23 protein-coding genes are annotated in these 24,364 nt (G+C 70.1%); 3 read left to right on the top strand and 20 right to left on the bottom strand.

What is annotated here, in order from left to right; genetic code table 11:
• Positions 1 to 10: 10 nt before the first annotated feature.
• The 12 genes from hrpB to gspE form a co-directional block, all read right to left on the bottom strand.
• On the bottom strand, positions 11 to 2,755 hold the full coding sequence (hrpB, locus tag LRK53_RS02785) for an ATP-dependent helicase HrpB (RefSeq protein WP_027493235.1): 2,745 nt from the start codon (positions 2,753 to 2,755) through the stop codon (positions 11 to 13).
• Between the two features lie 63 nt (positions 2,756 to 2,818).
• Positions 2,819 to 5,149, bottom strand: a complete 2,331-nt coding sequence (gspD, locus tag LRK53_RS02780) for a type II secretion system secretin GspD (protein WP_027493234.1) — start codon at positions 5,147 to 5,149, stop codon at positions 2,819 to 2,821.
• 3 nt (positions 5,150 to 5,152) lie between these two features.
• A complete protein-coding gene (locus LRK53_RS02775; protein ID WP_027493233.1) occupies positions 5,153 to 5,881 on the bottom strand; it encodes a general secretion pathway protein GspN in 729 nt (242 codons plus the stop codon).
• On the bottom strand, positions 5,878 to 6,525 hold the full coding sequence (gspM, locus tag LRK53_RS02770) for a type II secretion system protein GspM (RefSeq protein ID WP_235642482.1): 648 nt from the start codon (positions 6,523 to 6,525) through the stop codon (positions 5,878 to 5,880). Before gspM ends, LRK53_RS02775 begins: the two co-directional genes overlap by 4 nt.
• The gene (locus tag LRK53_RS02765; RefSeq protein WP_027493231.1) at positions 6,522 to 7,694 is read right to left on the bottom strand and encodes a PilN domain-containing protein; all 1,173 of its coding nucleotides are present in this window, start codon (positions 7,692 to 7,694) and stop codon (positions 6,522 to 6,524) included. Before LRK53_RS02765 ends, gspM begins: the two co-directional genes overlap by 4 nt.
• The gene (locus tag LRK53_RS02760; protein WP_027493230.1) at positions 7,691 to 8,560 is read right to left on the bottom strand and encodes a type II secretion system minor pseudopilin; all 870 of its coding nucleotides are present in this window, start codon (positions 8,558 to 8,560) and stop codon (positions 7,691 to 7,693) included. The genes LRK53_RS02765 and LRK53_RS02760 overlap by 4 nt, the downstream gene beginning before the upstream one ends.
• Positions 8,557 to 9,213, bottom strand: a complete 657-nt coding sequence (locus LRK53_RS02755) for a prepilin-type N-terminal cleavage/methylation domain-containing protein (RefSeq protein WP_027493229.1) — start codon at positions 9,211 to 9,213, stop codon at positions 8,557 to 8,559. Before LRK53_RS02755 ends, LRK53_RS02760 begins: the two co-directional genes overlap by 4 nt.
• Positions 9,210 to 9,716, bottom strand: coding sequence for a type IV pilus modification PilV family protein (locus LRK53_RS02750; RefSeq protein ID WP_081666638.1), 507 nt, complete (start codon positions 9,714 to 9,716; stop codon positions 9,210 to 9,212). The genes LRK53_RS02755 and LRK53_RS02750 overlap by 4 nt, the downstream gene beginning before the upstream one ends.
• Positions 9,713 to 10,180, bottom strand: coding sequence for a GspH/FimT family pseudopilin (locus LRK53_RS02745; RefSeq protein ID WP_037090016.1), 468 nt, complete (start codon positions 10,178 to 10,180; stop codon positions 9,713 to 9,715). The genes LRK53_RS02750 and LRK53_RS02745 overlap by 4 nt, the downstream gene beginning before the upstream one ends.
• A gap of 95 nt (positions 10,181 to 10,275) precedes the next feature.
• A complete protein-coding gene (gene gspG, locus LRK53_RS02740; RefSeq protein ID WP_037090014.1) occupies positions 10,276 to 10,644 on the bottom strand; it encodes a type II secretion system major pseudopilin GspG in 369 nt (122 codons plus the stop codon).
• Positions 10,645 to 10,806: 162 nt separating this feature from the next.
• A complete protein-coding gene (gene gspF / locus LRK53_RS02735) occupies positions 10,807 to 12,024 on the bottom strand; it encodes a type II secretion system inner membrane protein GspF (protein ID WP_027493225.1) in 1,218 nt (405 codons plus the stop codon).
• 150 nt (positions 12,025 to 12,174) lie between these two features.
• On the bottom strand, positions 12,175 to 13,908 hold the full coding sequence (gene gspE / locus LRK53_RS02730) for a type II secretion system ATPase GspE (RefSeq protein ID WP_027493224.1): 1,734 nt from the start codon (positions 13,906 to 13,908) through the stop codon (positions 12,175 to 12,177).
• Positions 13,909 to 14,209: 301 nt separating this feature from the next.
• On the opposite strand from gspE, the gene LRK53_RS02725 reads away from it, so the two are divergent.
• Entirely contained in the window at positions 14,210 to 15,007 is a 798-nt protein-coding gene (locus LRK53_RS02725) for a TatD family hydrolase (RefSeq protein ID WP_027493223.1), read from the top strand.
• Positions 15,008 to 15,087: 80 nt separating this feature from the next.
• Here LRK53_RS02725 and LRK53_RS02720 read toward each other — a convergent pair whose 3' ends face one another.
• The 6 genes from LRK53_RS02720 to LRK53_RS02695 form a co-directional block, all read right to left on the bottom strand.
• On the bottom strand, positions 15,088 to 15,621 hold the full coding sequence (locus LRK53_RS02720) for a pseudouridine synthase (protein ID WP_027493222.1): 534 nt from the start codon (positions 15,619 to 15,621) through the stop codon (positions 15,088 to 15,090).
• Positions 15,622 to 15,634: 13 nt separating this feature from the next.
• Positions 15,635 to 16,540 carry a class I SAM-dependent methyltransferase gene (locus tag LRK53_RS02715; RefSeq protein ID WP_037090009.1) on the bottom strand — a complete coding sequence of 302 codons (906 nt, stop codon included), beginning with the start codon at positions 16,538 to 16,540 and terminating at the stop codon, positions 15,635 to 15,637.
• 103 nt (positions 16,541 to 16,643) lie between these two features.
• Positions 16,644 to 16,856: an NYN domain-containing protein gene (locus tag LRK53_RS02710; RefSeq protein ID WP_235642643.1), complete on the bottom strand. Its 213-nt coding sequence runs from the start codon at positions 16,854 to 16,856 to the stop codon at positions 16,644 to 16,646.
• The gene (locus LRK53_RS02705; RefSeq protein WP_235642481.1) at positions 16,853 to 17,305 is read right to left on the bottom strand and encodes a PIN domain-containing protein; all 453 of its coding nucleotides are present in this window, start codon (positions 17,303 to 17,305) and stop codon (positions 16,853 to 16,855) included. The genes LRK53_RS02710 and LRK53_RS02705 overlap by 4 nt, the downstream gene beginning before the upstream one ends.
• An 87-nt stretch (positions 17,306 to 17,392) precedes the next feature.
• The gene (locus LRK53_RS02700) at positions 17,393 to 18,505 is read right to left on the bottom strand and encodes an S-(hydroxymethyl)glutathione dehydrogenase/class III alcohol dehydrogenase (protein ID WP_027493220.1); all 1,113 of its coding nucleotides are present in this window, start codon (positions 18,503 to 18,505) and stop codon (positions 17,393 to 17,395) included.
• A gap of 67 nt (positions 18,506 to 18,572) precedes the next feature.
• Complete coding sequence (locus tag LRK53_RS02695) at positions 18,573 to 19,493, bottom strand: LysR substrate-binding domain-containing protein (RefSeq protein ID WP_027493219.1); 921 nt, start codon at positions 19,491 to 19,493, stop codon at positions 18,573 to 18,575.
• Between the two features lie 109 nt (positions 19,494 to 19,602).
• Here LRK53_RS02695 and LRK53_RS02690 point away from each other — a divergent pair, with 109 nt between their 5' ends.
• Both LRK53_RS02690 and LRK53_RS02685 read left to right on the top strand, forming a co-directional pair.
• Entirely contained in the window at positions 19,603 to 19,800 is a 198-nt protein-coding gene (locus LRK53_RS02690) for a hypothetical protein (protein WP_027493218.1), read from the top strand.
• A gap of 102 nt (positions 19,801 to 19,902) precedes the next feature.
• Positions 19,903 to 20,847 (top strand): aldo/keto reductase, encoded by a 945-nt coding sequence (locus LRK53_RS02685; protein WP_027493217.1) that lies wholly within the window; start codon positions 19,903 to 19,905, stop codon positions 20,845 to 20,847.
• An 80-nt stretch (positions 20,848 to 20,927) separates the two neighbouring features.
• On the opposite strand, the gene LRK53_RS02680 is transcribed toward LRK53_RS02685, so the two are convergent.
• Positions 20,928 to 21,965 carry a TraB/GumN family protein gene (locus tag LRK53_RS02680; RefSeq protein WP_027493216.1) on the bottom strand — a complete coding sequence of 346 codons (1,038 nt, stop codon included), beginning with the start codon at positions 21,963 to 21,965 and terminating at the stop codon, positions 20,928 to 20,930.
• A 124-nt stretch (positions 21,966 to 22,089) separates the two neighbouring features.
• Positions 22,090 to 24,315 (bottom strand): NADP-dependent isocitrate dehydrogenase, encoded by a 2,226-nt coding sequence (locus tag LRK53_RS02675; protein WP_027493215.1) that lies wholly within the window; start codon positions 24,313 to 24,315, stop codon positions 22,090 to 22,092.
• Positions 24,316 to 24,364 lie beyond the last annotated feature (49 nt).

Below are 24,364 nucleotides of genomic sequence, written 5' to 3'. Positions count from 1 at the left end.
CATCGGTGGGTCAATGCCGCCCGCGTGGCTTGGCGCGATGCGTGGGCGTGGCGGTCCACGGGTCGTCCGGCCACGGGTGGCGCGGGTAGCGGCCCTTCAGTTCCTTCTTCACCTCCGGGTAGGTGCGTTCCCAGAAGCCCTTCAGGTCCTGGGTCACCTGGATCGGCCGGCCTGCGGGCGACAGCAGGTGCAGGGTGACCGGGATGCGCCCGCCGCCCACGCACGGCGTGTCGGCCAGGCCGAACAGTTCCTGCAGCTTCACCGCCAGCACCGGCGGCTGGTCTTCGCTGTACTCCAGCCGGCGCTGCTGCCCGCTCGGCACCTGCAGGCTTTCCGGCGCCTGCGTGTCGAGCGTGCGGCGCTGCGCGTGGTCCAGCCGCGAGACCAGCGCCTGCGTCAGTTCCTCCGCAGCGAGCGCAGCGAGGCGGTGCCTGCCCTCGAGGTACGGCGCCAGCCAGCCCTCCAGCGAGGCCAGCAAGGCGGCATCGGAAACATCGGGCAGGCCCAGCTCGGGCATCCACGCGCGCAGCGCCTGCATGCGTGCGCGCAGCCGCCGCGCATGCTCGCTCCACGGCAGCACATCGAGACCCCGTGCGCGCACGGCGGCCAACAATGCGGGCAGCGCATCGGCGGGTTTCACCGGCACGCTGCGCCGCTCCAGCACGATCGCGCCGAAGCGGCGCTCGTCGAACGCCTCGGCGGCGCCGCGCTCATCGTTCCAGCGCAGCGTGCGCTCGCGGGTGAAGCGCAGCGGGAAGTCGCGCTCCAGCACGCGCGGGTCGAACGGCGCGGCGGCGAACACCAGGCTGTCGCGCGCTTCCAGGCGCAGGTCCAGCACCACCAGCCATGGTTCGCCGAGCAGCGCGGTGTGCTCGTGCAGGCGCGCGCCGCGGCCATTGGCCAGCGTGTAGCGCAGCGGGTTGGCCTCGTCGCGGCGCGCGATGCGGTCGGGAAAGGCGTGCAGCAGCAGGTCGCCGACCACGTGGCTGTCCGGCGCGCCGGTCAGGGATGACCCAGTGTCGCGGGCGCAGGATGCGCTGGAGCGACCGCCGCTGGCGGCGCTGCGCAGCTCCAGGCGTCGACGCCAGCCCTTGCTGGCCTGCTCGATCGCCGCCAGCGCGCCGCCGTCAGCATCGCCGCGCGGCAGGCCGCCGCGGCGGTCGCGCCACGCGTGCAGCACAGCCACCCGTGCGCGGAAATCATCGTTGCGCGCCTGCCTGCCGCGCAGCGGCGAACGCGCCTCCATCAAGGCCAGCAGATCGGCGATCAGTGCGCGCAGCTCCGGCGGCGCGCGCAGGGCGGCGGCACCGAGCCGCGGCGTGGCGCCGAGTTCCAGCATGCGCCGGCCCAGCGCGGTGATGCGGCCATCGGCGTCCAGCGCAGCAAGATCCGTCAGCAGCTCGCGCGCCTGTGCCAGCGCGCCGGGCGGTGGCGGGTCCAGCCAGCGCAGCTCGTCGCTACCCCAGGCGGCCAGTTCCAGCGCCAGGCCGGACAGTTCCGCCTGCGCGATCTCCGCGCTGCGCGCTGGGTCGAGTCGCCTGCTTTGCGGCCACAGCCGGTACGCCGTGCCCGCGGCCACGCGCCCCGCGCGGCCGGCGCGCTGGTCGGCTGAGGCCTGCGAAATGGCCACGGTTTCCAGCCGGGTGAAGCCGGAGTTCGGATGGAAGCGCGGCTCGCGCGCCAGCCCGCCGTCGACCACCGCGCGGATGCCCGGCAGGGTGACGCTGGACTCGGCCACGTTGGTCGCCAGCACGATGCGCCGTGTGCCCGCTTCAGCCGGCGCCAGCGCGGCTTGCTGCTCGGCCAGCGACAGCTCGCCGTGCAGCGGCACGATGTCGATAGCCATGCTGTTCCTTCTCCCTTCGGGAGAAGGTGCCCCGTCAGGGGCGGATGAGGGTTCGGACGGAGCGTGATGCCGCGCTCCGCCCGTACCCTCTCCCCCAACCCCTCTCCCGAAGGGAGAGGGGAATGTCTGCGCCAGCAGCGCCCCTTTGTGGGCGTTGTCCCGGTGAAGCGATGCGGCCCCGGAGGGAAAGGGGAGTGTCTGCGCCAGCAGCGCCTGCGCCCGCGCGATCTCGCGCCGCCCTGGCAGGAACGCCAGCACGTCGCCGTCGTTCTCTTCCAGCGCCTGCCGCGCGACGCGGGCGAGCTGGTGTTCGAGCGTCTCCTGCGCGCGCGCCGGCGGATACTCGATGCGCACCGGGAAGCTGCGCCCGGGACTGGTGAGGCGCGGCGCGTCCAGCCAGCGTGCGATGCGCTCGCCGTCCAGCGTGGCCGACATCACCAGCAGGCGCAGCTGCGGCCGCAGCGTGGCCTGCACCTCCAGCGCCAGCGCGGCGCCGAGGTCGCCGGCGAGGTGGCGTTCGTGGAACTCGTCGAACACGATCGCGCCGATGCCGGCCAGTTCCGGATCGTGCTGGATCAGCCGGGTGAGGATGCCCTCGGTGACCACCTCGATGCGCGTGGCCGCGCCCACCTTCGACTCGAAGCGGATGCGGTAGCCGACGGTCTGCCCGACCGCCTCGCCGAGCTGCTGCGCCATGAACTGCGCGGCGGCGCGCGCGGCGATCCGGCGTGGCTCCAGCATCACGATCTTCTGTCCGGCCAGCCACGGCGCATCGAGCAGGGCCAGCGGCACCTGGGTGGTCTTGCCGGCGCCCGGCGGCGCCTCCAGCACCAGTCGCGGCACCGCTTCCAGCGATGCGCGGATCTCGGGCAGCAGCGGGGTGATCGGGAACGAAGGCGGCGCACTCATCGCGCGGATGATAGCGGGCGCCGCCGTACGGCTGCCCCGGCAGCGTGCCGGGGCGATCGCCCGCTACGGCTTCGTGCCGGCGCCGGCCGGCGTGCGCAGCGGCTCCAGCGACTCGAACTTGCTCTGGTAGTCGTCGGTGATCTGCTTGGCGTCCGCGCCGCCGCGGATCACCCGCGGCGTGATCAGCACGATCAGCTCGGTGCGGTTGCGGCTGCGGTTGGTGCTGCCGAACAGCCGACCCAGCACCGGCACGCGGTTGAGCCCCGGGATGCCGGTGTCGGTATTGCCCTCGGCCTGCTGGATCAGGCCGCCGAGCAGCACGGTCTGACCGCTCTGCACGGCGACCTGGGTGGCCAGCTTGCGCTGCGAGATGGCCGGATTGCCGTTGACCAGCGGCACCGACTTGTCGGCCTGGCTGACTTCCTGGCTGATGTTCATGTAAACCAGACCGCCGGGATTGATCCGCGGCTGCACGTTGAGGATCACGCCGGTACTCAGGTAGTTGACCTGGCTGTAGCTGGTGGTGGTGCCGATGCCGGTGTTCACGCTGGTCTGGTTGATCGGGATCTGGTTGCCGACCGCGATACTGGCCACCTGGTTGTTCATCACCACCATCGACGGCGCCGACAGCGTCTTGGTGTTGCCGCTGGTCTCCATCGCGCGCACGGCGACCTGCAGGTCGCTGTTGAGGAAAGAGTAAAAGAACGGCTCGCCACCGAACGCGTTGCCGCCCTGGCCCAGGCCCAGCTGGCGGTGGCGGTAGGGCTGGCCCGGCACGAACGTGCCGTTCGAGGTGCTGCCGGTACTGCCGGTCAGCCCCTCCAGGTACCACTGCACGCCGAACTGGAACTCGCCGGTGAGATTGACCTCGAGGATGCGCGTCTCGATCTGCACCTGCAGCGGCACGTTGTCGAGCTTGCTGATCGCCGTCTTGATCTCCTCCCACTGCGACGGGCGCGCGCGCACCAGCAGCTGGTTGCTGCCGTCGACCGAGCTGATCCGCACGCTGCCGTCGCTGGAGCTGTACTGCGCCTCGCTGGCCGCACCGTTGCCGCCGCCGACCGGGTTGCCGCCAAAACCGGCGGAGCTGCTGCCGAAGCGGCCGGCCGCGGCGCCACTGTCACGGCCGCCACCGGTGGCGCCGAAGCCGCCGCTGCCCATGCCACTGTTGACCTGGCCGCCACCGCGCGAGGCGTCGACCGGGTTGCCGAAACCGCCGGCGGTGCTGCCCATGCTGGTCGCGCCGGCGTTCTCGGCACTGCCCAGGGTGACACCGGTCAGCCCCGGCCCGACCTGGCCGCCGTTGTCACCGCCGCTGCCGGCGCCGTTGGCGTAGATCTGCGCCAGGTACTTCGCCAGGTCCGACGCCTTGATGTTGCGCACGTCGTAGACGAACAGCTGCGGCTCGTTGCCGCCGCCGCGGTCGATGCGGGCGATCCAGTCGCCGACTTCCTGCAGGTAGTCGCTCTGGGTGCTGATCACCACCAGCGCGTTGGTGCGCTCGATCGGGATGAAGCGCAGCATGCCGGCCAGCGGGGTGTTGCCATGCTCGCCGAACATCGCGTCCAGCTTCGGCATCAGCTCGCCGACGTTCGCGTACTGCAGGTTGAACACGCCCACCGACATGCCGCGCAGCCAGTCGACGTCGAACGTACGCACCATGCTCTGGTAGTTCGCCAGTTCCTGCGGCGTGCCGGACATCACCAGCAGGTTGCGCGCCGGATCCACCAGCAAGGTGGCGTCGGGCCGCGCGAACGGCTTGATCAGCTTCTGCATCTCGGTGGCGGAGATGTAGTGCAGCGGGAACAGCCGCGCCTGCAGGCCGCCCGCAGGCGCACTGGCGCCGAGGCTGGGCACCAGGTTGCCGGCCACCGCATCCTTCTGCGGCATCACCACGTAGCCGCCGTCGCGACGCACCAGCGCGTTGCCGGTCCACGACAGCAGCGTCTCCAGGATCGGCAGCGCCTGGCTGGCGTCGACCGGTTCGGAGGTGGCGAACGAGATGTTGCCCTGCACGCCGGGCACGATGGTGTAGTTCTGCTTGAGCAGGTCGCCGAGGATCGCCTTGACCACCGCCTGCACCGGCTGGTTCTCGAAGTTGAAGGTGACCGCGCCGTTGCCGCTCGCCACCGGACGCGGCGTGGCCAGCGCGCCGGGCCGGATGAAGCGGCCGCTGCCGTGGCTGACCTCGGCGGTCGCCGCGCTCGCGCCGCGGCTGCCGCCCTCGTTGTTCAACGGCAGCGGCGCCGGCACCGGGTTCTGCGTGCCGGCCATTGCCTCGCGCTGCAGCGCGCCGTCGTCATGCGGCGGCGGCAGGCTGGCGCAGGCGGCCAGGGCCACCGCGAGGGCAAGCGCGGCGGTACGCAGGATAGGCTGGATGAGCATGCGGGACATGGATCAGTGTTCTCCTTCGTGAGCCGCGGCGGCACGACCGGCCCGACGTTGCTGGATGTTCCTGCGCAGCCGCTCGGCGGCCGATGCCGCTGCGGACGATGGCGCGGCCGGCGAGGCGGCGCGCCTCGGCGGCGCAATGGTGCCCTGGCCGGAGCCGCTGCGCCCGGCCGCCTCCTTGCCTTCGTCCGGCGCCAGCTGCATCGCCGCCGCACCGGCCGGCTGGTCGCGTGTTTCCGCCGCGGCGCGAGGCGCATCGATCGGCGCGCCGGCCGGCAGCTTCAGTTCGGTGCGCCCAGCCGGGGAGTCGAACAGCGCCGAACGCGGGCGCAGTTCGACCAGCTTCACGCTGCCGTCGGGCAGCGTCTCGCCTTCGCGCAGGCGCACCTGGCGGTCGCCGTTGCGATCCTGCAGCAGGGCCATGCGCAGGCCCGGGGTGAGCAGGATGCCGGTCAGTTCGAGGTCGCCCAGGCTGCTGCCACCATCGGCGCGGGCAGCCGGCTTGCGGTCGGGGCTGAACAGCGGTTTCTGCCAGACCTGCGCGTACTGCGGCAGCGGCACCGGGGTCGGCAGCTCAGCCTGGCGGCCAGTCGGCGGCAATGGCGGCGGCTGGCGCGGCGCATCCCAGCGCACGCCGCGGCCGAGACCGGCCAGCAGCAACAGCAGCACGGCGCCCAGCAACAGCACGAGGGCGACCAGCCACGGGGTCAGCTGACGCTGGCTGGCGGCGTTCATGGCCCGACTCCCGCATCGTCGGGTGCACGCTCCGCCGCTGCCGGCGCGGCACGGCTCGGGCGCACGTAGCCGGACAGGCTGAACTGCACTTCCAGCCCCGCCGAGCTGTCCTGTTGCGCAACCACCGGGTTGCGGTAGATGCTGAGGTCGTCGATGAACAGGTACGGTGTGCCCTGCTCCAGCGCCTGCAGCACGGCCGCCAGTGGTTCCATGTCGCAGTTCAGGCTGATGCTCACCGCCGCCTTGCGGTACGGCTCGCCGGGCGAGGCGGGGGGGCTCGGCAGCGGCATCTTCTGGCTCACCGTGCAGCGGTTGCCGCCGGCGTTGGCGGCGACCACGTCGATCACGCGCTGCATCAGGTCGCCGGCGGCGGTGTTGGGATCGTCGGCGGCGAGGAACGCGCTGCTGGCCGCCTGGCCGGCACCGAGCGCGGCGAGGCGCTGCTGCAGCTCGGGCTTCTCGGCGATCGCCGCGGTGTAGCGGCTGTGCGTGTCGCGCAGGTCGGCCATGTCGCCGCTGATCTGCCGCAGCGGCACCACGAACCACCAGTGCAGCAGCACGAAGTAGGCCAGCCCCACCGCCAGCAGCAGCAGGACGATCGCCGCGATGCGGCTGTCGCGCGGACTCATGGCGGTCAGTTTCATGGCGCGCTCCCGCCGGGAGTCGGCTTGGCCGCCGGCGGCTTCGGCTGGTTCACGCGCGCGGTCAGGTAGAAACGTTCCTTGCCGGTGGTCGGGTCGGGCTGGATGCTGCCCTGGAAACTGGCATCGATGATCAGCTTCGAATCCTTCAACACATCGAGCAGCTTGGCGGCCTGCTGGCTCTGCCCCTGGAAGCCGACCTGGCCGGTGTTGTCGACGCTGAAGCGCTCCAGCCAGGTGCTGTCGGGCAGGCGTTCGGTGGCTTCCTGCAGCAGGCCGAGCATGGCTACCGTGTCGTGCTTGCGCCGGGCCAGGAAGCCGGCGGCGCCGGCGTTGTCCTGCAGCTGCTGGCGCAGCGCGGCCACCTGCTGCGCCTCGCCGCGCATCGCCGCGACCTCGGCCTGCATCTGCGCCAGCGCCAGCTGCCGGTTGTGCAGCCACTCGCCCAGCACCAGCAGCGCCAGCAGCACGCAGGCCGCGGCCAGCATCAGGTTCAGCCGGCGGCGCGGGCGCGGGCGGCGCGGCACCTGCTGCGGCGGCAGCAGGTTGGCGCCGAGACGACCATTGCCGAGCGTCAGATCCACCGCGTCGACCTCGATACCCTGCGCGCGCAGGCGCGCCAGCAGCGGGTCCAGCGTGTCGCGGGTGGCCACCACCAGCTCGGCGCTGAAGCGCCCCGGCGGCGCCGGCGTGACCGGCTCGCGCACGGCGTAGTACACCTGCGCCAGCTGGAACGGGGTCTGCCGGTCGACCTCGAAGCCAGCCACCTGCAGCAGGTTGTCGCGCGCGGCCAGCGGCAGTGTCAGCGTGCGCCGCAGCGCCAGCGCCGGCGGCAGCAGCAGCGCCAGCCGCAGGTCCTCGCGGTCCACCCGGCCGAGCGCGTCGTCCAGTGCGGCCGGCGCCACGTGCACACCGTCGGCGGCCATCATGGCGCCGTCTTCCCAGCGCGCCAGCACCTCGGCGTGGCCGCTGCGACGCAGGGTCCACTGCGCATCCGCGTGCTGCAGCAGGTGCCAGTCGGCGCCGCTGCCGAACCAGCCGCGCCAGCGCGGCGGCAGCAGCTCGCGCAGCTCGCCGCCCCACCAGCCGAGGAAGCCCGGCAACGGCGAGGCGCGCCAGCCCCGGCGTACACGCTCCACCCACGGCCGCAGTGACGGCGTTGCCGTATTCATTCCGCCTCCCCTTCCTGCCAGCGCAGCACCAGGTACGGTTGCGCCTGCCCCGCCTGCAGGCGAATCGTGGCGCGCAGGATTGCGCGCGTGCCGTCGGCCAAGGTGGCCTCCGAACGAATACTATGCGTGGTTCCGTTGTTCAGGACCAGCCGCGGGTCGGCCGCGTTGCGCTGCCGTGCGGCGCGGATCTGCTCCAGCTGCGCCGGCGTCATCCCGGGGATCGCGGCCAGCGCCAGCGGCGGCGCGGTGTTCGGGTCCGGGCTGGCGGTGCCGGCCCAGATCGTCACCGCCGGCGCCACCTGCCGATACAGCGCGGGCGTCATGCCGAGCACCATCTGCAGCTCCTCGATGCTGGCGAACGGGCCGCCGCGCGGGCCGTAATCGCGGCCGGCCGCCTTGTACGCTGCGCGCTGGCTGGCCGCGTCTCCCTCGAGCACGGTCGGGTTGCGCCAGTCCAGCACGTGCCCGGCCAGCGCCTGCGCCTCGGTCGCGTTCAGCCCGGCCGCCTGGAACAGGCCGCGCAGCACCTCAGGCGAGCCGGCGTTGAGATCGACCTTGCCGCCCTCGTCGATCGCGCGCACGACGACTTTGGCGCGGTCATAGTCGAATGCATACGGCCGGCCATCGCCGGTCCAGCGCCGCGCCGGTTGCGGATCCTGCAAAGCGTACAGCGCGCGCATCAGGCCGGCCTCGGCGGCGTAATGCGCCTGGGTCTGGGCGAACTGGTAGCGCGCCTGCAGGCCTTCGGTGCGCGCCAGCGCGGCGTAGCCGCCGAGCAGGATCGCCAGCAAGGTGCACGCCCACAGCACCAGCAGCAGGGCAACCCCGCGCTGGCGGGTCGGCAACCCTGGCAGCGCAGGCTTCACCGGATGCTCCCGCCGCGCACCTGCATCGGCGACATGCCTGCCTGCAGCGGACTGGCCCGCAGCGGCACCTCCAGCGGCGGCCACGCCACCACGCCCGGCGCCTGCAGCTCGATCCGCACCAGCTGCGGCAACCGGCGGCCGTCGGGCCACGCCGGCGACCATGGCACCACGGCGCCCTGCGGGTCGACGCCGCGATAGCTGAAGCCTCCGGCCTTGATCTGGTCGAACAGCACCTGCGGCTCGCCCAGCGGCTGCGGCGGCTGGCCGTCCGGCGGCAGCAGGGCCAGGCTCAACTCCAGCCGCAGGCCACCGTGGCCGTCGTCGACCAGCTGCAGCCGCTGCAGCTGCGGGCCGAGCTTGCCGAGGTAGCCGGGCAGCGGCGCCACGTAGCGCATCTCGCGCGCACTGCCCTCGAAATAGAGCGGCTCGCCGCGGTCGCTGCGGCCGATCGGCTGCAGCATGCTCTGCGCCAGCTCGCGGCGCAGGAACTGCTGGGCCGAGCGCACCTGGTCGGTCCGCTCGATCGCCGCGGTGCCCGAGCGCACGCTGTGGCTGGCGGTGCGGATGCCCGCGTATACCCCGACCAGCAGCAGCGCCAGCAGCGCCAGTGCGGCCAGCACCTCCAGCAGGGTGAAACCCGCGGCGCGTTTCACCGGACTGCCTGCGCGTTGCCGGCAAGGTTGGGCGTGCCCAGCCGCAGCGTGCGGAAGTGCGCCCTGCGCGGATGCGCCGGCGAACCCCACGCCACGGTCAGGTCCAGCTGATACAGCTGCAGCGGTTCGCCCGGCATCGCCGGCCCGCCCGGACTCCACGGCGTCACGTCGAGCTGCCAGCGGTACTGCGGGTTGAAGCGGCCCGAGCGGCTGCCCGGCCTGACCGGCTCGCCCACGAACGCGCCGTCGAGCAGGCTGCGCGCGCGCATCGCCACCTCGCTGTACGCGGCCGCGTTGTGGCTCAGCCCGATCGACGCGCCCGCCACCTTCATCAGCGCGGTGAACGCAATCGCCAGCAGCATGATCGCGGCGATGACTTCCAGCAGGGAGAAGCCCTGCTGGCGGGATTCGGGATACGGGATTCGGGATTCGGGAAAGCGGACGGCTGGCGCTGGCGCGCCTTGCCGAATCCCGAATCCCGTATCCCGAATCCCGGCTCTCATCGCCGCGCCACCGCATCGACCACGCGCACTTCGCCGGTCAGCCACGCCACGTTGACGTGCCACTCGCGCCGGCCGCTCTTCAGCGTAATGCGCCCGCCGGTGGAGCTGCCATCGGGGAAGAAGCGGATGCGTCCGGTGTGGTCGTTCGGCTGGTCTTCCTTCGCGCTGGTGATGCTCACGCGCAGGCCGCTGGGCAGGCGTACGTCCTGACGCTTCGCGCCGTCGTAGCTGTTGGCGCGGGTGTCCAGGTCGAAGTGCTGCTCCTCGCCGCGCACGATTGCCTGCGCACGGGTCGCGCGCAACGCGCCGGCCAGCTCGCTGCTGGCCGCGCGCACCCGCGCGCTGGCCAGCCCCTGGCTCACCGAAACCGATACCGCCGCCGCGGCAATGCCGACCAGCAGGATCACCGCGAGCATTTCCAGCAGAGTGAAGCCGGCGGCGCGGCCGCCGCCGCGCCCGGGAATCGGGAATCGGGAATAGGGAATAGGCAAGCCGGGCTCCCGCAAGTTCGCGGGGGCTGCTTTGCCCATTCCCGATTCCCGATTCCCGATTCCCTGCTTCATTGCCAGTTCCCGACGTCCTTGCTGTAGCCGTCGCCGCCGGATTTGCCGTCCTGGCCGTAGAAGACCAGGTCGAAGCTGCCATGCTGGCCCGGGTACTGGTAGCCGAAATCATGGCCCCACGGGTCCCTCAGGTCGGACTCCTTCGCGTACGGGCCCTGCCAGTTCGATGCGTTCGCCGGCTTGGTCACCAGCCCTTCCAGCTGTTGCGGCGGCGCGCCGTTGTCCAGCGCGTAGTTCTCGATCTTCTGGTTCAGCGTCATCAGCTGCGCCTTGCCCGCGCCGTACTTGCCCTTGTCGACGTTCTTGCCGACCTGGGTCACCACCACCGCGCCGATGATGCCGATCAGCACGATCACCGCGAGCATCTCGAGCAGGGTGAAGCCGCTGGCGCGCGAAGCGCGCCCGGGATTCGGGATACGGGACACGGGATTCGTAAAAGCGGACGGCAGGCGCTGGCGCGCCTTGCCGAATCCCGTATCCCGTATCCCGAATTCCATTGCACGTTCAGCCATAAATGTCTCCACGTTTCATTGAATATTGCTGGTCAGACTCAAAAGCGGCAGCAGGATCGCGGCCATGATGATCGCCACCAGTACGGTCATCACGATGGTCAGCGCGGGCACCAGTGCCGCCAGCAGGCGGTCGATCGCGCGTCTGGATTCGAGCTCGAAGGTGTCGGCGACCTTCAGCAGCATGGTGTCGAGCTGGCCGGCCTCCTCGCCCACCTGCACCATCTGCATGGCCAGGCGCGGGAACAGTTTCGACTGGCCCAGCGCCAGGCTCAGGCCCGCGCCGCCCTTGACCTGCTCGTGCGCCGCGTCCAGCGCCGCGTCCAGCGCGCGGTTGCCGGTGACCTGGCGCGCGATGGTCAATGCGCTGAGCAACGGTACGCCGTTCTTCAGCAAGGTGCCCAGCGTGCGCGCGATGCGCGCGGTTTCCACCTTCAGCAGCAGCGGACCGACCACGCGCAGCCGCAGCAGGCGGGCGTGCCAGGCCAGCCGCGCCGCCGGTTCGCGCAGCCGCGCGCGCCAGGCGGCTAGGCCGCCGCCGAGCAGCAGCACGATCAGCCACCACCACGCCTGCAGCGCGTTGCCCAGCGCCAGCACCGCGGCGGTGATCCACGGCACCGGTACCTGCATGTCCTCGAAGATCGGCACGAACTGCGGCACCACATAGGCCAGCAGCAGCACCAGCGAACCGAGCACGCCGACCAGCAGGAACGCCGGGTAGATCAGCGCATTGACGATGCTGCCGCGCAGCTGCTGCGCGCGCTCCAGGTAATCGGCCAGCCGGCGCAGCGTTTCTTCCAGTGAACCGCCCGCCTCGCCGGCACGCACCAGGCTGACGTACAGCTTGGGGAACACGCCGTGTTCCTCGTCCAGCGCCGAGGACAGGCTGTTGCCGCCGCGCACGCGGTCGCGCACACGCTCGACCAGTTTCTTCGCGCTCTCGCCCTCTGGCAGTTCCAGCAGGATACCGAGCGCGCGGTCCAGCGGCTGGCCGGCGCCGAGCAGGGTGGCCAGCTGATGGGTGAACTGGGCCAGCTGGTCGCCGCTGAACGGGCCACGCCGAAACAGCGCGGCCAGCCCGCTGCCGCCGCCGGCGCCGTCAGCCGGCTGCGCTTCCAGCGGCGTGTGACCCTGGTCCTGCAGGCGACCAATCACCTCCTCCACGCTGGCCGCCTCCATCCGGCCTTGCAGGACTTCGCCGGATTCGTTGACGGCCTTGTAGCGGTATTGGCTCACTGGGCATGCCCCGTGAGCCGGGATTCGGGATTCGGGATTCGGGATTCGCAAAAGCAGGTACGCGCCGGGCCGTCGTATCCGCTCTTGCTTCTACCAATCCCGAATGCCGAATCCCGAATCCCGGCCTTCAGGCGTATCCCGGCCTTCAATTCAGCCTTCCTGCGTGACACGCAGCACCTCCTCCAGCGTGGTGATGCCGGCCACGGCCTTGGCGATGCCGTCCTCGTACATGGTGCGCATGCCCTCGCTGCGCGCCTGTCGCTCGATGTCGCCCTCGCTGGCTCGCTGCATCACCAGCCGGCGCAGCGGATCGCTCATGGTGAGGAACTCCATGATCGCGCGGCGGCCGCGGTAGCCGCTGGGGTTGGCCGCGTTGCTGCCCGGTTTCCACAGCCGGATCGGCCGCTCGTCGGTGTATTTGTGCAGCTCGAACTGCTCGATCACCTCCGGCAGCGCGTCGTACGGCATCGCGGTTTCCGGGTCGAGCCGGCGCACCAGCCGCTGCGCCAGGATGCCGTTGATGGTGGAGCCGAGCAGATAGTCCTCCACGCCCATGTCGAGCAGACGGGTGATGCCGCCGGCGGCCGAGTTGGTGTGCAGCGTGGACAGCACCAGGTGGCCGGTGAGCGCGGACTGAATCGCGATGCGGCAGGTCTCCAGGTCGCGCATCTCGCCGATCATGATCACGTCCGGGTCCTGGCGCATGATCGAACGCAGCGCGCCGGAGAAATCCAGCCCGATCTGCGGTTTCACCTGGATCTGGTTGATGCCTTCGAGCTGGTACTCGACCGGGTCCTCGACGGTGATGATCTTCACGTCGTTGGTGTTGATCCGCGACAGCGCGGTGTACAGCGTGGTGGTCTTGCCCGAACCGGTGGGGCCGGTCACCAGCAGGATGCCGTGCGGGCGTTCCAGCACGTCGACGAAGCGCTGCTGAAAGCGGTCGGTGAAGCCGAGCGAGGCGAAGTCGAACACCACCGACTCGCGGTCGAGGATGCGCATCACCACCGACTCGCCGAAGCTGGTCGGCACGGTGGACACGCGCAGGTCGAGCTCCTTGCCCTGCACGCGCAGCTGGATGCGGCCGTCCTGCGGCAGGCGGCGCTCGGCGATGTTCAGCCGCGCCATGATCTTCACGCGTGAGATCACCGCGGCGGTGGACGACGACGGCGGCGCCTCCACCTCGTGCAGCACGCCGTCGATGCGGTAGCGCACCTTCAGCCGGTTCTCGAACGGCTCGATGTGCACGTCCGACGCGCGTTGCTCCACCGCGCGCTGCAGGATCAGGTTCACCAGCCGGATCACCGGCGCCTCGGACGCCAGGTCGCGCAGGTGCTCGACGTCGTCCTCTTCTGCGGCGCTGCCGTCGAGATTCTCCACGATGGTGCCCATCGCCGAACGGCCCGTGCCGTAATAACGCTCGATCAGCCCGTCGATCTCCGAACGCAACCCCACCCGCAGCGCCACCGGCCGCCCGGCGGCCAGTGCCACCGCCTGCAGCGGATACGGGTCGGCCGGATCGGCCACCAGCAGCGCCAGCCCGTGCTCGCCGTCCTGCACCGGCACCACGTGCTGCTGCTTGAGGAAGCGCAGCGAGAGATCGAGGTCGGCCGGCGGCAGCTCCGGCGCGTCGCGCGCGGCCAGCAGCGGCACCTGCAGCAGCTCGGCCCAGGCCTCGGCCAGGTCGCGCTCGGAAACCAGCCCAAGCCGCGCCATCAGGGCGGTCAGCGTGCCCTCGGCCGACTCCTCGTGCAGGCGGCGGGCACGGCCCAGGTCGCCCTCTTTCAGACGACCGCGCGCGACCAGCCAGGCGCAGACTTCCGCTTCGCGGTCCTCCACGGCCCGACCCGACCCGCCAACCGCCGGCTCGATCATTGCCGACATCCTCCACCCCGCTCGATACCTGCGAACAGCCGTCGACGCCCCCCGCGACGAAACGGCACGCAGCATAGTTAGCACATCCGGCCGGCGGCAGGTGAATGCATCCCGCTGGCAGCCATCGCGACGGCACAAACGCTCATTGTGAGGCCTGTGGCCGTCGCGTACGATTTCCGCGGCCTAGGAAAATTTCCGGTGCCGCGCCCGGCATGACCCGGATCGCAGGCCGCGTCGTGCCCGCGGCCAGCGCGCGTTTGCACCGCTGGCCGGCTCTGGGACAATGCCGCTTTCGACCACCGGCAACACCATGCAACTGCTCGACATCGGCGCCAATCTTACCCATGAATCGTTTCAGCACGACCTCGACGCCGTGCTGCAGCGCGCCCGCGTGCAGGGAGTGACGAGGATCGTCGTCACCGGCGCCTCGCGCGTGGGCAGCGAACACGCGCTGGCGCTGGCCAGGGCGCACCCTGGCACGCTGTTCGCCACCGCCGGCGTGCATCCGCACCACGCGATCGACTACGACGACGCCGCCGATGCGCGGCTGCGCGAACTGGCACGGGACCCGGCGGTACGCGCGGTGGGCGAAACCGGGCTCGACTACAACCGCAACTATTCGCCGCGCGAGGTGCAGCTGCGCGTATTTGAACGGCAACTGCAGATCGCGACGGACCTGCAGATGCCGCTGTTCTTGCACCAGCGCGACGCGCATGCGGACTTCGTCGCGCTGCTGCGGCACTGGCGCGACCAGGTGCCCGGCGCGGTGGTGCACTGCTTCACCGACACCGGCGAGGCGCTGCGCGACTATCTCGACCTGGACTGCCACATCGGCATCACCGGCTGGATCTGCGACGAACGCCGCGGCACCCACCTGCGCGAACTGGTGCGCACGATTCCGGCCAACCGGCTGATGATCGAGACCGACGCGCCCTACCTGCTGCCGCGTACGGTGCGCCCGCCACCCAGTCACCGGCGCAACGAGCCGATGTACCTGAAGCACATCTGCGAGGAAATCGCCCGCGACCGCGGCGAAAGTGCGGAAGTCACCGCGGCGAACAGCGCCGCGACCGCCGAGGCGTTCTTCAACCTCGCAGCAGCCCCGTAGGAGCCCGCTGACAGGCGATGCTTTCGGGGCCGGGATTCGGGATTCGGGATTCGGCAAGAGCATCACCCGCCCGCGGGACCCTACCTGATGTGTCGGGTCTCGCCGGGCGCCAGGCCATCCAGCGCGTACTCGCCGATGCGCACGCGGATCAGGCGCAGGGTGGGAAAGCCCACCGCCGCGGTCATCCGGCGCACCTGGCGGTTGCGGCCTTCGCGCAGGGTCAGGCTGAGCCAGCTGGTGGGGATGGACTGGCGGAAGCGCACCGGCGGGTCGCGCGGCCACAGCCAGTCCGGTTTGGCGGCGAAGGCGGCCTCGGCCGGCAGGGTCGGGCCGTCGTTGAGCACCACGCCGCGGCGTAGGCTCTGCAGCGTGGCTTCGTCGATGGTGCCCTCGACCTGCGCCAGGTAGGTCTTGGCCTGCTTGTGGCGCGGGTCGGTGAGCCGGTGCGCCAGGCGGCCGTCGTCGGTCAGCAGCAGCAGGCCCTCGCTGTCCTGGTCCAGCCGTCCAGCCGCATAGACGTCTTTTTGCATGACGAAGTCGGCCAGCGTGGCGCGGCCGAGCTCGTCGGTGAATTGGCACAGCACGCCGTACGGCTTGTTCAGCGCGAGCAGCATGCTGCGCTTCGGCTCAGCGCGACGCGGTCGCCGGCGCCGCGGGCCTGACGAAGCGCAGGGTCATCCGGTCGGACTCGCCGATCGCCTGGTATTTCGCCTTGTCCCGCTCGCCGAGCGCAAGGGTGGGCGGCAACGTCCACACGCCCTTCGGGTAATCCCTGGTGTCCTTCGGGTTCGCGTTGATCTCGCTGCTCTCGTCCAGCGCGAAGCCCGCCTCGGTGGCCAGCTTCACCACGTAGCCGGTGGGCAGGTAGCCGCTGGACTTCACCGCTTCCAGCGAGGCGCCGTCGGCGGCGCGGTGGTCGACCACGCCGAGCACACCGCCGGGCTTGAGCACGGCGTAGAACGCCTTGAACATCGCCGGCGCGGTGTCGGCCATGACCCAGTTGTGCACGTTGCGGAAGGTCAGCACCAGGTCGGCCGAGGCCGGCGCACCGAGCACCGGCGCCTTCGGGTCGAACGGCACGATGCGGGCGTTGCCGTAGTGCGCCGGGTCGGCGGCGAATTTCTTGCGCAGCGCGCTGTCGTCGTCGCGCGCTTCGCTGTCGGCGGCGGGCGCCTTTTCCGCCGCGATGTAGTGGCCGTTGTCGTGCAGCAGCGGCGCCAGGATCTCGGCGTACCAGCCGCCACCGGGGGTGATCTCGATCACCGTGCGATCCGGCCGCACGCCGAAGAACTGCAAGGTGGCCTTGGGGTGGCGATACGCGTCGCGGGCGCGGTTCGCCGCCGAACGCCAGCTGCCGGCCAGCACGCTGTCCAGCTGCGCGGCGGTGAAGTCGCTGGCGCTGGTGGGCGGCACCAGCTCGTCCGCCGGCTGGTCCGGCTCGGCCGAGGCGGCCCGTGCCGTCTGCGCTCCGGCCATCGTGGGCAGGCCCAGGCAAGCAGCCAGCAGCACCGCGACCAGGCGCGCCGTACCCATCCTTGCCACTCGTATCCCGCGGTTCATCGTTGACTCCCTGGCGCGCTGGCCGTCCGGATTTGACGCAATATCACGAAAATCATGTGCAGGCCGGGTAGATGGCTCAAAACGGCCGCGGGCACACCGATTGCAGGCCGTCGATATGTTCGTGCAGGTCCGGCGCGATGCCCTGCCACATCGGGTCGAGGATGAAATCGATGCCTTCGTAGCGGGCCAGCTTCGCGGCCGGAATGAAATCCGCATCGCCGGCGACCAGGATGATCTGATCGACCAGCTTCTTGTAGGTCAGCGCAGCGATGTCGATGTCGATCTTCATATCCACCTGGGCCTGGTGCATGTCCGGCTCGAAGTGCTCGTCGCGCAGGTCGTCCCAGCGCAGGCTGCCCTCGCGCAGCTGCTGGTAGGCGTGCGCTTCAACTGCCATTCGCCGCGTTCGGCCAACCGGCCCAGCCGCAGCGCCATCTTGCGCTGGCGGCGCAGCTGGTCGTGCAGCTCGCGGCGGAACGCGGCGGCGCCGGTGCGGCCGAAGTCGATGCTGCTGCCGCTGATCGGCTTGACGAAGTTCTTTTCCAGCGGCGGACAGTCGTAGAAGTAGATGCGGTACAGCTGCTCGCGCGGACGGTCGAGCGCCTTCAGGTGTTCCAGCGCCATGCCGAACACGGTTTTCGCCACCGCGCGCGCATCGCCGGCGTCGCGCTCGCCGTAGACCTTGCGGTAGCGGGCAAGGAAAAAGGCACCGCTGACGAGGATGGCGGTGCGGTTCATGGGACAACCTTGGGCATGGTGTGCGCGGAGATAAATGACGATGGACGCTGCCGGCAGGATGGGGCGGCGGCGTGGGCGCATTCTACGTCAGTAGTGGATCACCGAGCGGATCACCTGGCCGCCGTGCATCAGTTCGAACGCCTCGTTGATGCGCTCCAGCGGCAGCACCTGGCTGATCATCTCGTCGATGCGGATCTCGCCGGCCAGGTAGCGCTCGACGTAGCCGGGCAGCTGCGAGCGGCCCTTCACACCACCGAACGCCGAGCCACGCCATACCCGTCCGGTGACCAGCTGGAACGGCCGCGTGCTGATCTCCTGCCCGGCGCCGGCCACGCCGATGATGATCGACTCGCCCCAGCCCTTGTGGCAGCACTCCAGCGCCGAGCGCATTACCTGCACGTTGCCGATGCACTCGAACGAATAGTCCACGCCGCCGTCGGTGAGCTCGACGATGACCTGCTGGATCGGCGTGTCCGGATAATCGTTGACGTTGATGCAGTCGGTGGCGCCCAGCGCCTTCGCCATCGCGAATTTTTCCGGGTGGCGGTCGATCGCGATGATGCGCCCGGCCTGCGCCATCACCGCGCCCTGCACCACCGACAGGCCGATGCCGCCCAGGCCGAACACCGCCACCGTGGCGCCGGGTTCCACCTTCGCCGTGTTCAACACCGCGCCGATGCCGGTGGTGATGCCGCAGCCGAGCAGGCAGACCTTCTCCAGCGGCGCGGCCTGGTTGATCTTCGCCAGCGAGATCTCCGGCAGCACGGTGTATTCGCTGAACGTGCTGGTGCCCATGTAGTGCAGCAGCGGCTTGCCATTCAAGGAGAAGCGCGAGCTGCCGTCGGGCATCAGGCCCTGGCCCTGAGTGGTGCGGATCTTCTGGCACAGGTTGGTCTTGCCCGAGCGGCAGAATTTGCACTCGCCGCACTCGGGCGTATAGAGCGGAATCACGTGATCGCCGACGCTGAGCGAGGTGACGCCCGCACCCACTTCCTCGACGATGCCGCCGCCCTCGTGGCCGAGGATCACCGGGAACTGCCCTTCCGGATCGGCGCCGGACAGGGTGAACGCGTCGGTATGGCAGACGCCGGTGGCGACGATGCGCACCAGCACCTCGCCGGCCTTCGGCCCGGCCACGTCGACCTGCTCGATGGTAAGCGGCTGGCCGGCGGCCCAAGCGACGGCGGCGCGTGATTTCATGATTCAACTCCCGACGTTCGGCAACGACCCACGATGATGACGCGTTTGGCCGTTTTGCGGAACCGCGTCAGCCGACCGGCTTGTCGTCGGGGCGGAACGCCGACATCTGCCGGCGGTAGTCGTCCGCCTCGGCCAGCAGCCATTGGCGGAACAGCTGCAGGCCGCGGTGCTCCAGCGAGCGCGGCGGGTACACCAGCCAGTAGGCCTCCTCCACTGCCAGGTAGTTGTCGCCCAGCACTTCCAGGCGGCCGGCGTCGATCAGCGACTTCGAGGTCACCATCCGCCCCAGCGCCACGCCAAGGCCTTCCAGCGCGGCGTGGCGCAAGGCGTCGAGACTGTCGAACTGCGCCACGTAACGTGCCGGTGGCGTGCCGCCGCTGCGGCCGAACCAGTCGCTCCAGCGCCGGGACGGACTCGGCTCGCCGAGCAGCGGCCAGCGCGACAGCTCGCGCGGGTCGGCGCCGCCCATCCGCGCGATCAACGCCGGCGCAGCCACCGGCGCGATCCACTCGCCGAACAGCCGCTCGCTGTGCAGGCCGGCCCATTCGCCACGGCCGTAGCGCAGGGCGACGTCCACCGGCTCGCGCTCGAAATCCACCAGGGTCGAAGCCGATTGCAGGCTGAGTTCCAGCTCCGGATGCGCGGCGACCAGCCGCGGCAGCCGCGGCACCAGCCAGCTCGACATGATGCCGGGGCTGGCGCTGAGCGTGAGCGCGTCGTGGTGGCGCGTGCGATACCCCGCCAGCGCATGCTCGATGCCGTCGAAGTGCGTGCCGACCGCTTCCAGCAGCACGCAACCCTCGGCGGTCAGCTTCACCCCGCGCGGGCCGCGCTCGAACAGGCGCCGTTCCAGGCGCTCCTCCAGCTGGCGCATCTGGTGGCTCAGCGCGCTGACGGTGAGGTTGGCCTGCGCCGCGGCGCGCGACAGGTTGCCCTGCCGGGCGACCAGCACGAACTGTTGCAAGAGCCCCAGCGGTAGTCTTCCCATCTTGAATTTCGCTCAAGTCTGGCTTGCGAATATATCGCTTTTTGGCGGCCCTTCGCGCACGTATCTTGAGCACTCCCCAAGCCCAGGACTCCCTTCAGGAGGCTTCCCCATGCACTCGCTGTGGAAAGATCTGCTGTTCCTGCACGGCCACCTGCTGCACAAGGACGACCTGGACTGGCGCCCGGAGCCGGAGCCCGTACCCAGCCCGTCCGACGGCACCGCCGCCGGCACCGACCCTGCCATCAAGACCACCCGGCTGCTGGCCTGCTGCGCCAGCGTGTGGCCGCGGATCATGACCCCGCGTTGAGCGCCGCGCGGGCTTGAATGCCGCCGATATGCAGCCACTTGGAGGAAGGCGTACGACCGCTCGCGCGCCAACCCCCAAGTTCGCCGCCACCAGAGGCATGCCATGCAACCACGCCCGCTCGGCAATTCACCGCTCTCTATCGCCCCGCTCGCCTTCGGCGGCAACGTGTTCGGCTGGAGCGCGGACGAAAAGCGCTCGTTCGAACTGCTCGACGCGTTCGTCGATGCCGGCGGCAACCTGATCGACACCGCGGACGTCTACTCCGCCTGGGTGCCGGGCAACCACGGCGGCGAGTCGGAAACCATCCTCGGCAAGTGGCTGAAGCAAAGCGGCAAGCGCGAGCGGGTGGTGATCTCGACCAAGGTCGCCAAGTGGGCCGAGCAGCCGGGCCTGTCGCCGGTCAACATCCAGCAGGCGGTGGACGGCTCGCTCAAGCGTCTGCAGGTCGACTGCATCGACCTGTACCAGGCGCATGAAGATGACGCCAGCGTGCCGATGGAAGAAACCCTGGGCGCGTTCGCCCGGCTGATCGAGGCCGGCAAGGTGCGCGTGATCGGCGCCTCCAACTTCGGCGCGGCGCGCTTCGCCGACGCGCTGGCCATGTCGAAACGGCACGGCCTGCCGCGCTACGAAAGTCTGCAGCCGGAGTACAACCTGGTCAGCCGCACCGGCTACGAGCAGGAACTGGAACCGCTGGTGCGCCGCGAGAATATCGGCGTGATCAGCTACTACGCGCTGGCCAGCGGCTTCCTCAGCGGCAAGTACCGCAGCAGCGCCGACTTGGCCAAGAGTAGCGCACGCGGCGGCGCGGTGAAGCGGTTCCTGAACCCGCACGGCCTGCAGGTACTGGCCGCGCTGGACGCGGTGGCCACCGCACATGGCGCCACCCCGGTGCAGGTCGCACTGGCCTGGCTGATCGCGCGCCCCGGCCTCACCGCGCCGATCGTCAGCGCCACCAGCGTGGAGCAGCTGCACGAACTGCTCGGCGCCACCTCCCTGCAGCTGAGCGACAGCGAGATCGCACAACTGGATCTGGCCAGCGCCTGAGCGTTTGAGCGCACCCTGTGCGCGATGCTCTTCGTCACGTGACGGAAAGCATCGCGCACAGGGTGCGCTCCTACACGGTCTCACTCCGGCGCGTCGACCTGGTAGCCCTCGGCCTGCAAGGCAGCGAGATAGCCGTCCGGCTTCAGCAGCTCGTCCATCGGCAGCAGCGCGAAGCTCTGCGCGTTGTCGTGCAGCGCCTTGCGCGCGGCGGCCTGCCAGGTGGCGCGCTGCTGCGCCGGCACGTCGGCCAGGCCCAGCGCCTGCGCAAAGCCGGCGCCGGCGATCGCCGCCACGCAGGCATCGCGGCGATCGCTGTCGGGCAGTTCCCGCAGCGCCTGCAGGTCGCCGGTGGCCCAGGCGTTCGCGCGCGCGGTCATCGCCGGCAGGTCGTGCTCGATGCTGTCCAGGGTACGGATGAAGCAGGTCACGTCGCGCGGCGCCGCCTGCCTGAACGCCTTGATCGCCGCGCGCGGATGCTCGATCAGCACGTGGTAGTCGGTCGCCAGTTCCGGCACGCCATGGCGCTTGGCCAGGGCGTCGATGTTCGCCCGCACGCCGCCGGAGCGGCTCAGTCCGTTCGCCTTCAGCGCCTTCCTGTACAGCTCCTGCGACGCGAACAAGGGCCGCCAGCGCTCGACGCCACGATCGTCGCCCAGGTACTTCTGCTTCAGCACCTGCCAGCGCGCGTATACCGGCGGCGGCAGCACCTGCTGCAGGGTGGCGCCATCGTCGTTCTTGCGCGCACCGTAGGCCGAGGGCAACAGGAACAGCTTGCCGACGAAACCGACGTCGGCCTTCAACTGTACCGAGGGCTCCAGCAGCACCTGCTGCGAGGCGGCGACCGCCTCTTCCACCTCGCGCGACTGCCACTGCATCGCGCGCGGCAGCGGCGACAGCGTGCCGAGCACCCACATCACGTGGCCGCCCTTGCTCACCTTCCACAAGCCCGGCCCGGGCACCACGCCGCTGACCACCACTACCGGCAGATCGGCCACGTCCTGCGGCGACGGCCGCGCGGCGGTGCCGGCCGTCGCCGGCACCTGCGCAGGTGCCGCGGGCACGCACGCCGGCGCCAGCACGCCCGACACGAGCAGGAAAGCCAGGGGCAGCAGGCGCATCACGGCAGACTCCGGTTTTGAAGGCGGCCATTGTCGCAAGGTGAGGCTGAGCGGCAGGTGGCTGGCGGCGGAAAAAAAACGGGGCGCCGCACGGCGCCCCGTCACACAGTCAACGCTCAGCGCCTCACGCCAACAGCTTGGCCAGCGCCGCGTTGAACGTAGCGCTGGGCCGCATCGCCGCGCTCACCCGCGCAAAGTCGGGATGGTAGTAGCCGCCGATGTCCACTGGCTTACCCTGCACGCGGTTGAGTTCGTCGACGATGGCCGCCTCGTGCTCGGTCAGCGCCTTGGCCAGCGGCGCGAACTTTGCCTTCAGTGCCGGATTCACGTCCTGCGAAGCCAGCGCCTGCGCCCAGTACAACGCGAGGTAGAAGTGGCTGCCGCGGTTGTCGATGCCGCCGAGCTTGCGCGAGGGCGACTTGTCGGTGTCGAGGAACTTGCCGTTGGCCTGGTCCAGCGTCTTGGCCAGCACGTCCACCTCGGCGCTGCCTTGGCGGCCGGCCTCGAACTCCAGCGATGCGGCCAGCGCGAGGAACTCGCCGAGCGAATCCCAGCGCAGGTAGTCCTCTTCGAGGAACTGCTGCACGTGCTTGGGCGCACTGCCGCCGGCGCCGGTCTCGAACAGGCCGCCGCCGGCCATCAGCGGCACGATCGACAGCATCTTGGCGCTGGTGCCAAGCTCCATGATCGGGAACAGGTCGGTGAGGTAATCGCGCAGCACGTTGCCGGTGACCGAGATGGTGTCCAGGCCCTGGCGGATGCGCTCCAGCGAGAACCGGGTGGCGGCCACCGGATCCATGATGCGGATGTCCAGCCCGCTGGTGTCGTAGTCCTTCAGGCAGCGCTCGACCTTGGCGATCACCTGGCGGTCGTGCGCACGGGCCGGATCGAGCCAGAACACCGCCGGCGTGTGCCGCGCGCGGCTCACCGCCAGCTTCACCCAGTCCTGCACCGGCGCGTCCTTGGCCTGGCACATGCGCCAGATGTCGCCGGCTTCCACCTCGTGCTGCAGCAGCACGCTGCCGGCCTCGTCGAGCACCTTCACCACGCCGTCGCCGGCGATCTGGAAGGTCTTGTCGTGCGAGCCGTATTCCTCGGCTGCCTGCGCCATCAGGCCCACGTTGGGCACGCTGCCCATCGTCGCCGGGTCGAACGCGCCGTGCGCCTTGCAATCCTCGATCACCGCCTGGTACACGCCGGCGTAGCTGCGGTCGGGGATCACCGCCTTGACGTCCTGCAGTTGGCCCTGCGCATTCCACATCTTGCCGGAGTCGCGGATCATCGCCGGCATCGAGGCGTCGACGATCACGTCGCTGGGTACGTGCAGGTTGGTGATGCCCTTGTCGGAATTGACCATCGCCAGCGGCGGGCGCTTGGCGTACTCGGCGTCGAGGTCGGCCTTGATCGCCGCCTGCGTCGCCTCCGGCAGCGTGCCCAGGCGCGCGTACAGGTCGCCGATGCCGTTGTTCGGGTTGAAGCCGGCCTGCTTCAGCGCATCGGCGTGCTTCACCAGCACGTCCTTGTAGAACTCGCCGACCGCTACGCCGAACATGATCGGGTCGGACACCTTCATCATGGTGGCCTTCAGGTGCAGCGAGAACAGCACGCCCTGCCTCTTTGCGTCCTCGATCTGCGCGTCGATGAAGGCGGCCAGCGCGCGGCGCGACATCACCGCAGCGTCGATGATCTCGCCGGCCAGCAGCGCGGTCTTCGGTTTCAGCACGGCGTGGCTGCCGTCCTTGCCGAACCATTCGATGCTGACGTTGCCGGCCTTGTCGATCAAGGCGGACTTTTCGCTGCCGTAGAAATCGCCGCCGTCCATGTGCGCCACGTGGGTTTTCGAATCGCGGCTCCACGCGCCCATCTTGTGCGGATGCTTGCGCGCGTAGTTCTTCACCGAGGCCGGTGCGCGACGGTCGGAATTGCCCTCGCGCAGCACCGGGTTCACCGCGCTGCCCTTCACCTTGTCGTAGCGCGCCTTGACGTCCTTCTCGTGCGCGTCCTTCGGCGCATCCGGGTAATCGGGCAGTGCGTAGCCCTGACCCTGCAGCTCCCTGATCGCCGCCTTCAGCTGCGGCATCGAGGCGCTGACGTTCGGCAGCTTGATGATGTTCGCCTCCGGCATGGTGGCCAGGCGGCCCAGCTCGGCGAGGTCGTCGGGCACGCGCTGGCTTTCCTGCAATGCCTCGGGAAACAGCGCGACGATGCGCGCGGCCAGCGAGATGTCGCGCGTCTCCACCTTGATGCCCGCGGTGCCGACGAACGCGGTAACGATCGGCAGCAGCGACTGCGTGGCGAGGAATGGGGCTTCGTCCGTGAGGGTGTAGATGATCTTCGGCGTCTGGGACATGGCGTGCGGGGATTCCCTGGCAAGAGCGGCGGAACCGCGGAAGGCAATG

The sequence above is a fragment of the Rhodanobacter thiooxydans genome, assembly GCF_021545845.1.
In the GTDB taxonomy this organism is placed as follows: domain Bacteria; phylum Pseudomonadota; class Gammaproteobacteria; order Xanthomonadales; family Rhodanobacteraceae; genus Rhodanobacter.
The sequence above is the reverse complement of the archived record's forward strand: the minus strand, read 5'-3'. Positions and strand labels throughout refer to the sequence as shown.

Bases quoted from the DNA above. Each gene is read 5' to 3' on its own strand.
- hrpB (WP_027493235.1), bottom strand. From the start codon at position 2,755: ATGAGTGCGCCGCCTTCGTTCCCGATCACCCCGCTGCTGCCCGAGATC.
- gspD (WP_027493234.1), bottom strand. From the start codon at position 5,149: ATGTCCCGCATGCTCATCCAGCCTATCCTGCGTACCGCCGCGCTTGCC.
- LRK53_RS02775 (WP_027493233.1), bottom strand. From the start codon at position 5,881: ATGAACGCCGCCAGCCAGCGTCAGCTGACCCCGTGGCTGGTCGCCCTC.
- gspM (WP_235642482.1), bottom strand. From the start codon at position 6,525: ATGAAACTGACCGCCATGAGTCCGCGCGACAGCCGCATCGCGGCGATC.
- LRK53_RS02765 (WP_027493231.1), bottom strand. From the start codon at position 7,694: ATGAATACGGCAACGCCGTCACTGCGGCCGTGGGTGGAGCGTGTACGC.
- LRK53_RS02750 (WP_081666638.1), bottom strand. From the start codon at position 9,716: ATGAGAGCCGGGATTCGGGATACGGGATTCGGGATTCGGCAAGGCGCG.
- gspG (WP_037090014.1), bottom strand. From the start codon at position 10,644: ATGCTCGCGGTGATCGTGCTGATCGGCATCATCGGCGCGGTGGTGGTG.
- gspE (WP_027493224.1), bottom strand. From the start codon at position 13,908: ATGTCGGCAATGATCGAGCCGGCGGTTGGCGGGTCGGGTCGGGCCGTG.
- LRK53_RS02725 (WP_027493223.1), top strand. From the start codon at position 14,210: ATGCAACTGCTCGACATCGGCGCCAATCTTACCCATGAATCGTTTCAG.
- LRK53_RS02720 (WP_027493222.1), bottom strand. From the start codon at position 15,621: ATGCTGCTCGCGCTGAACAAGCCGTACGGCGTGCTGTGCCAATTCACC.
- LRK53_RS02715 (WP_037090009.1), bottom strand. From the start codon at position 16,540: ATGGGTACGGCGCGCCTGGTCGCGGTGCTGCTGGCTGCTTGCCTGGGC.
- LRK53_RS02710 (WP_235642643.1), bottom strand. From the start codon at position 16,856: ATGAAGATCGACATCGACATCGCTGCGCTGACCTACAAGAAGCTGGTC.
- LRK53_RS02705 (WP_235642481.1), bottom strand. From the start codon at position 17,305: ATGAACCGCACCGCCATCCTCGTCAGCGGTGCCTTTTTCCTTGCCCGC.
- LRK53_RS02700 (WP_027493220.1), bottom strand. From the start codon at position 18,505: ATGAAATCACGCGCCGCCGTCGCTTGGGCCGCCGGCCAGCCGCTTACC.
- LRK53_RS02695 (WP_027493219.1), bottom strand. From the start codon at position 19,493: ATGGGAAGACTACCGCTGGGGCTCTTGCAACAGTTCGTGCTGGTCGCC.
- LRK53_RS02690 (WP_027493218.1), top strand. From the start codon at position 19,603: ATGCACTCGCTGTGGAAAGATCTGCTGTTCCTGCACGGCCACCTGCTG.
- LRK53_RS02685 (WP_027493217.1), top strand. From the start codon at position 19,903: ATGCAACCACGCCCGCTCGGCAATTCACCGCTCTCTATCGCCCCGCTC.
- LRK53_RS02680 (WP_027493216.1), bottom strand. From the start codon at position 21,965: ATGCGCCTGCTGCCCCTGGCTTTCCTGCTCGTGTCGGGCGTGCTGGCG.
- LRK53_RS02675 (WP_027493215.1), bottom strand. From the start codon at position 24,315: ATGTCCCAGACGCCGAAGATCATCTACACCCTCACGGACGAAGCCCCA.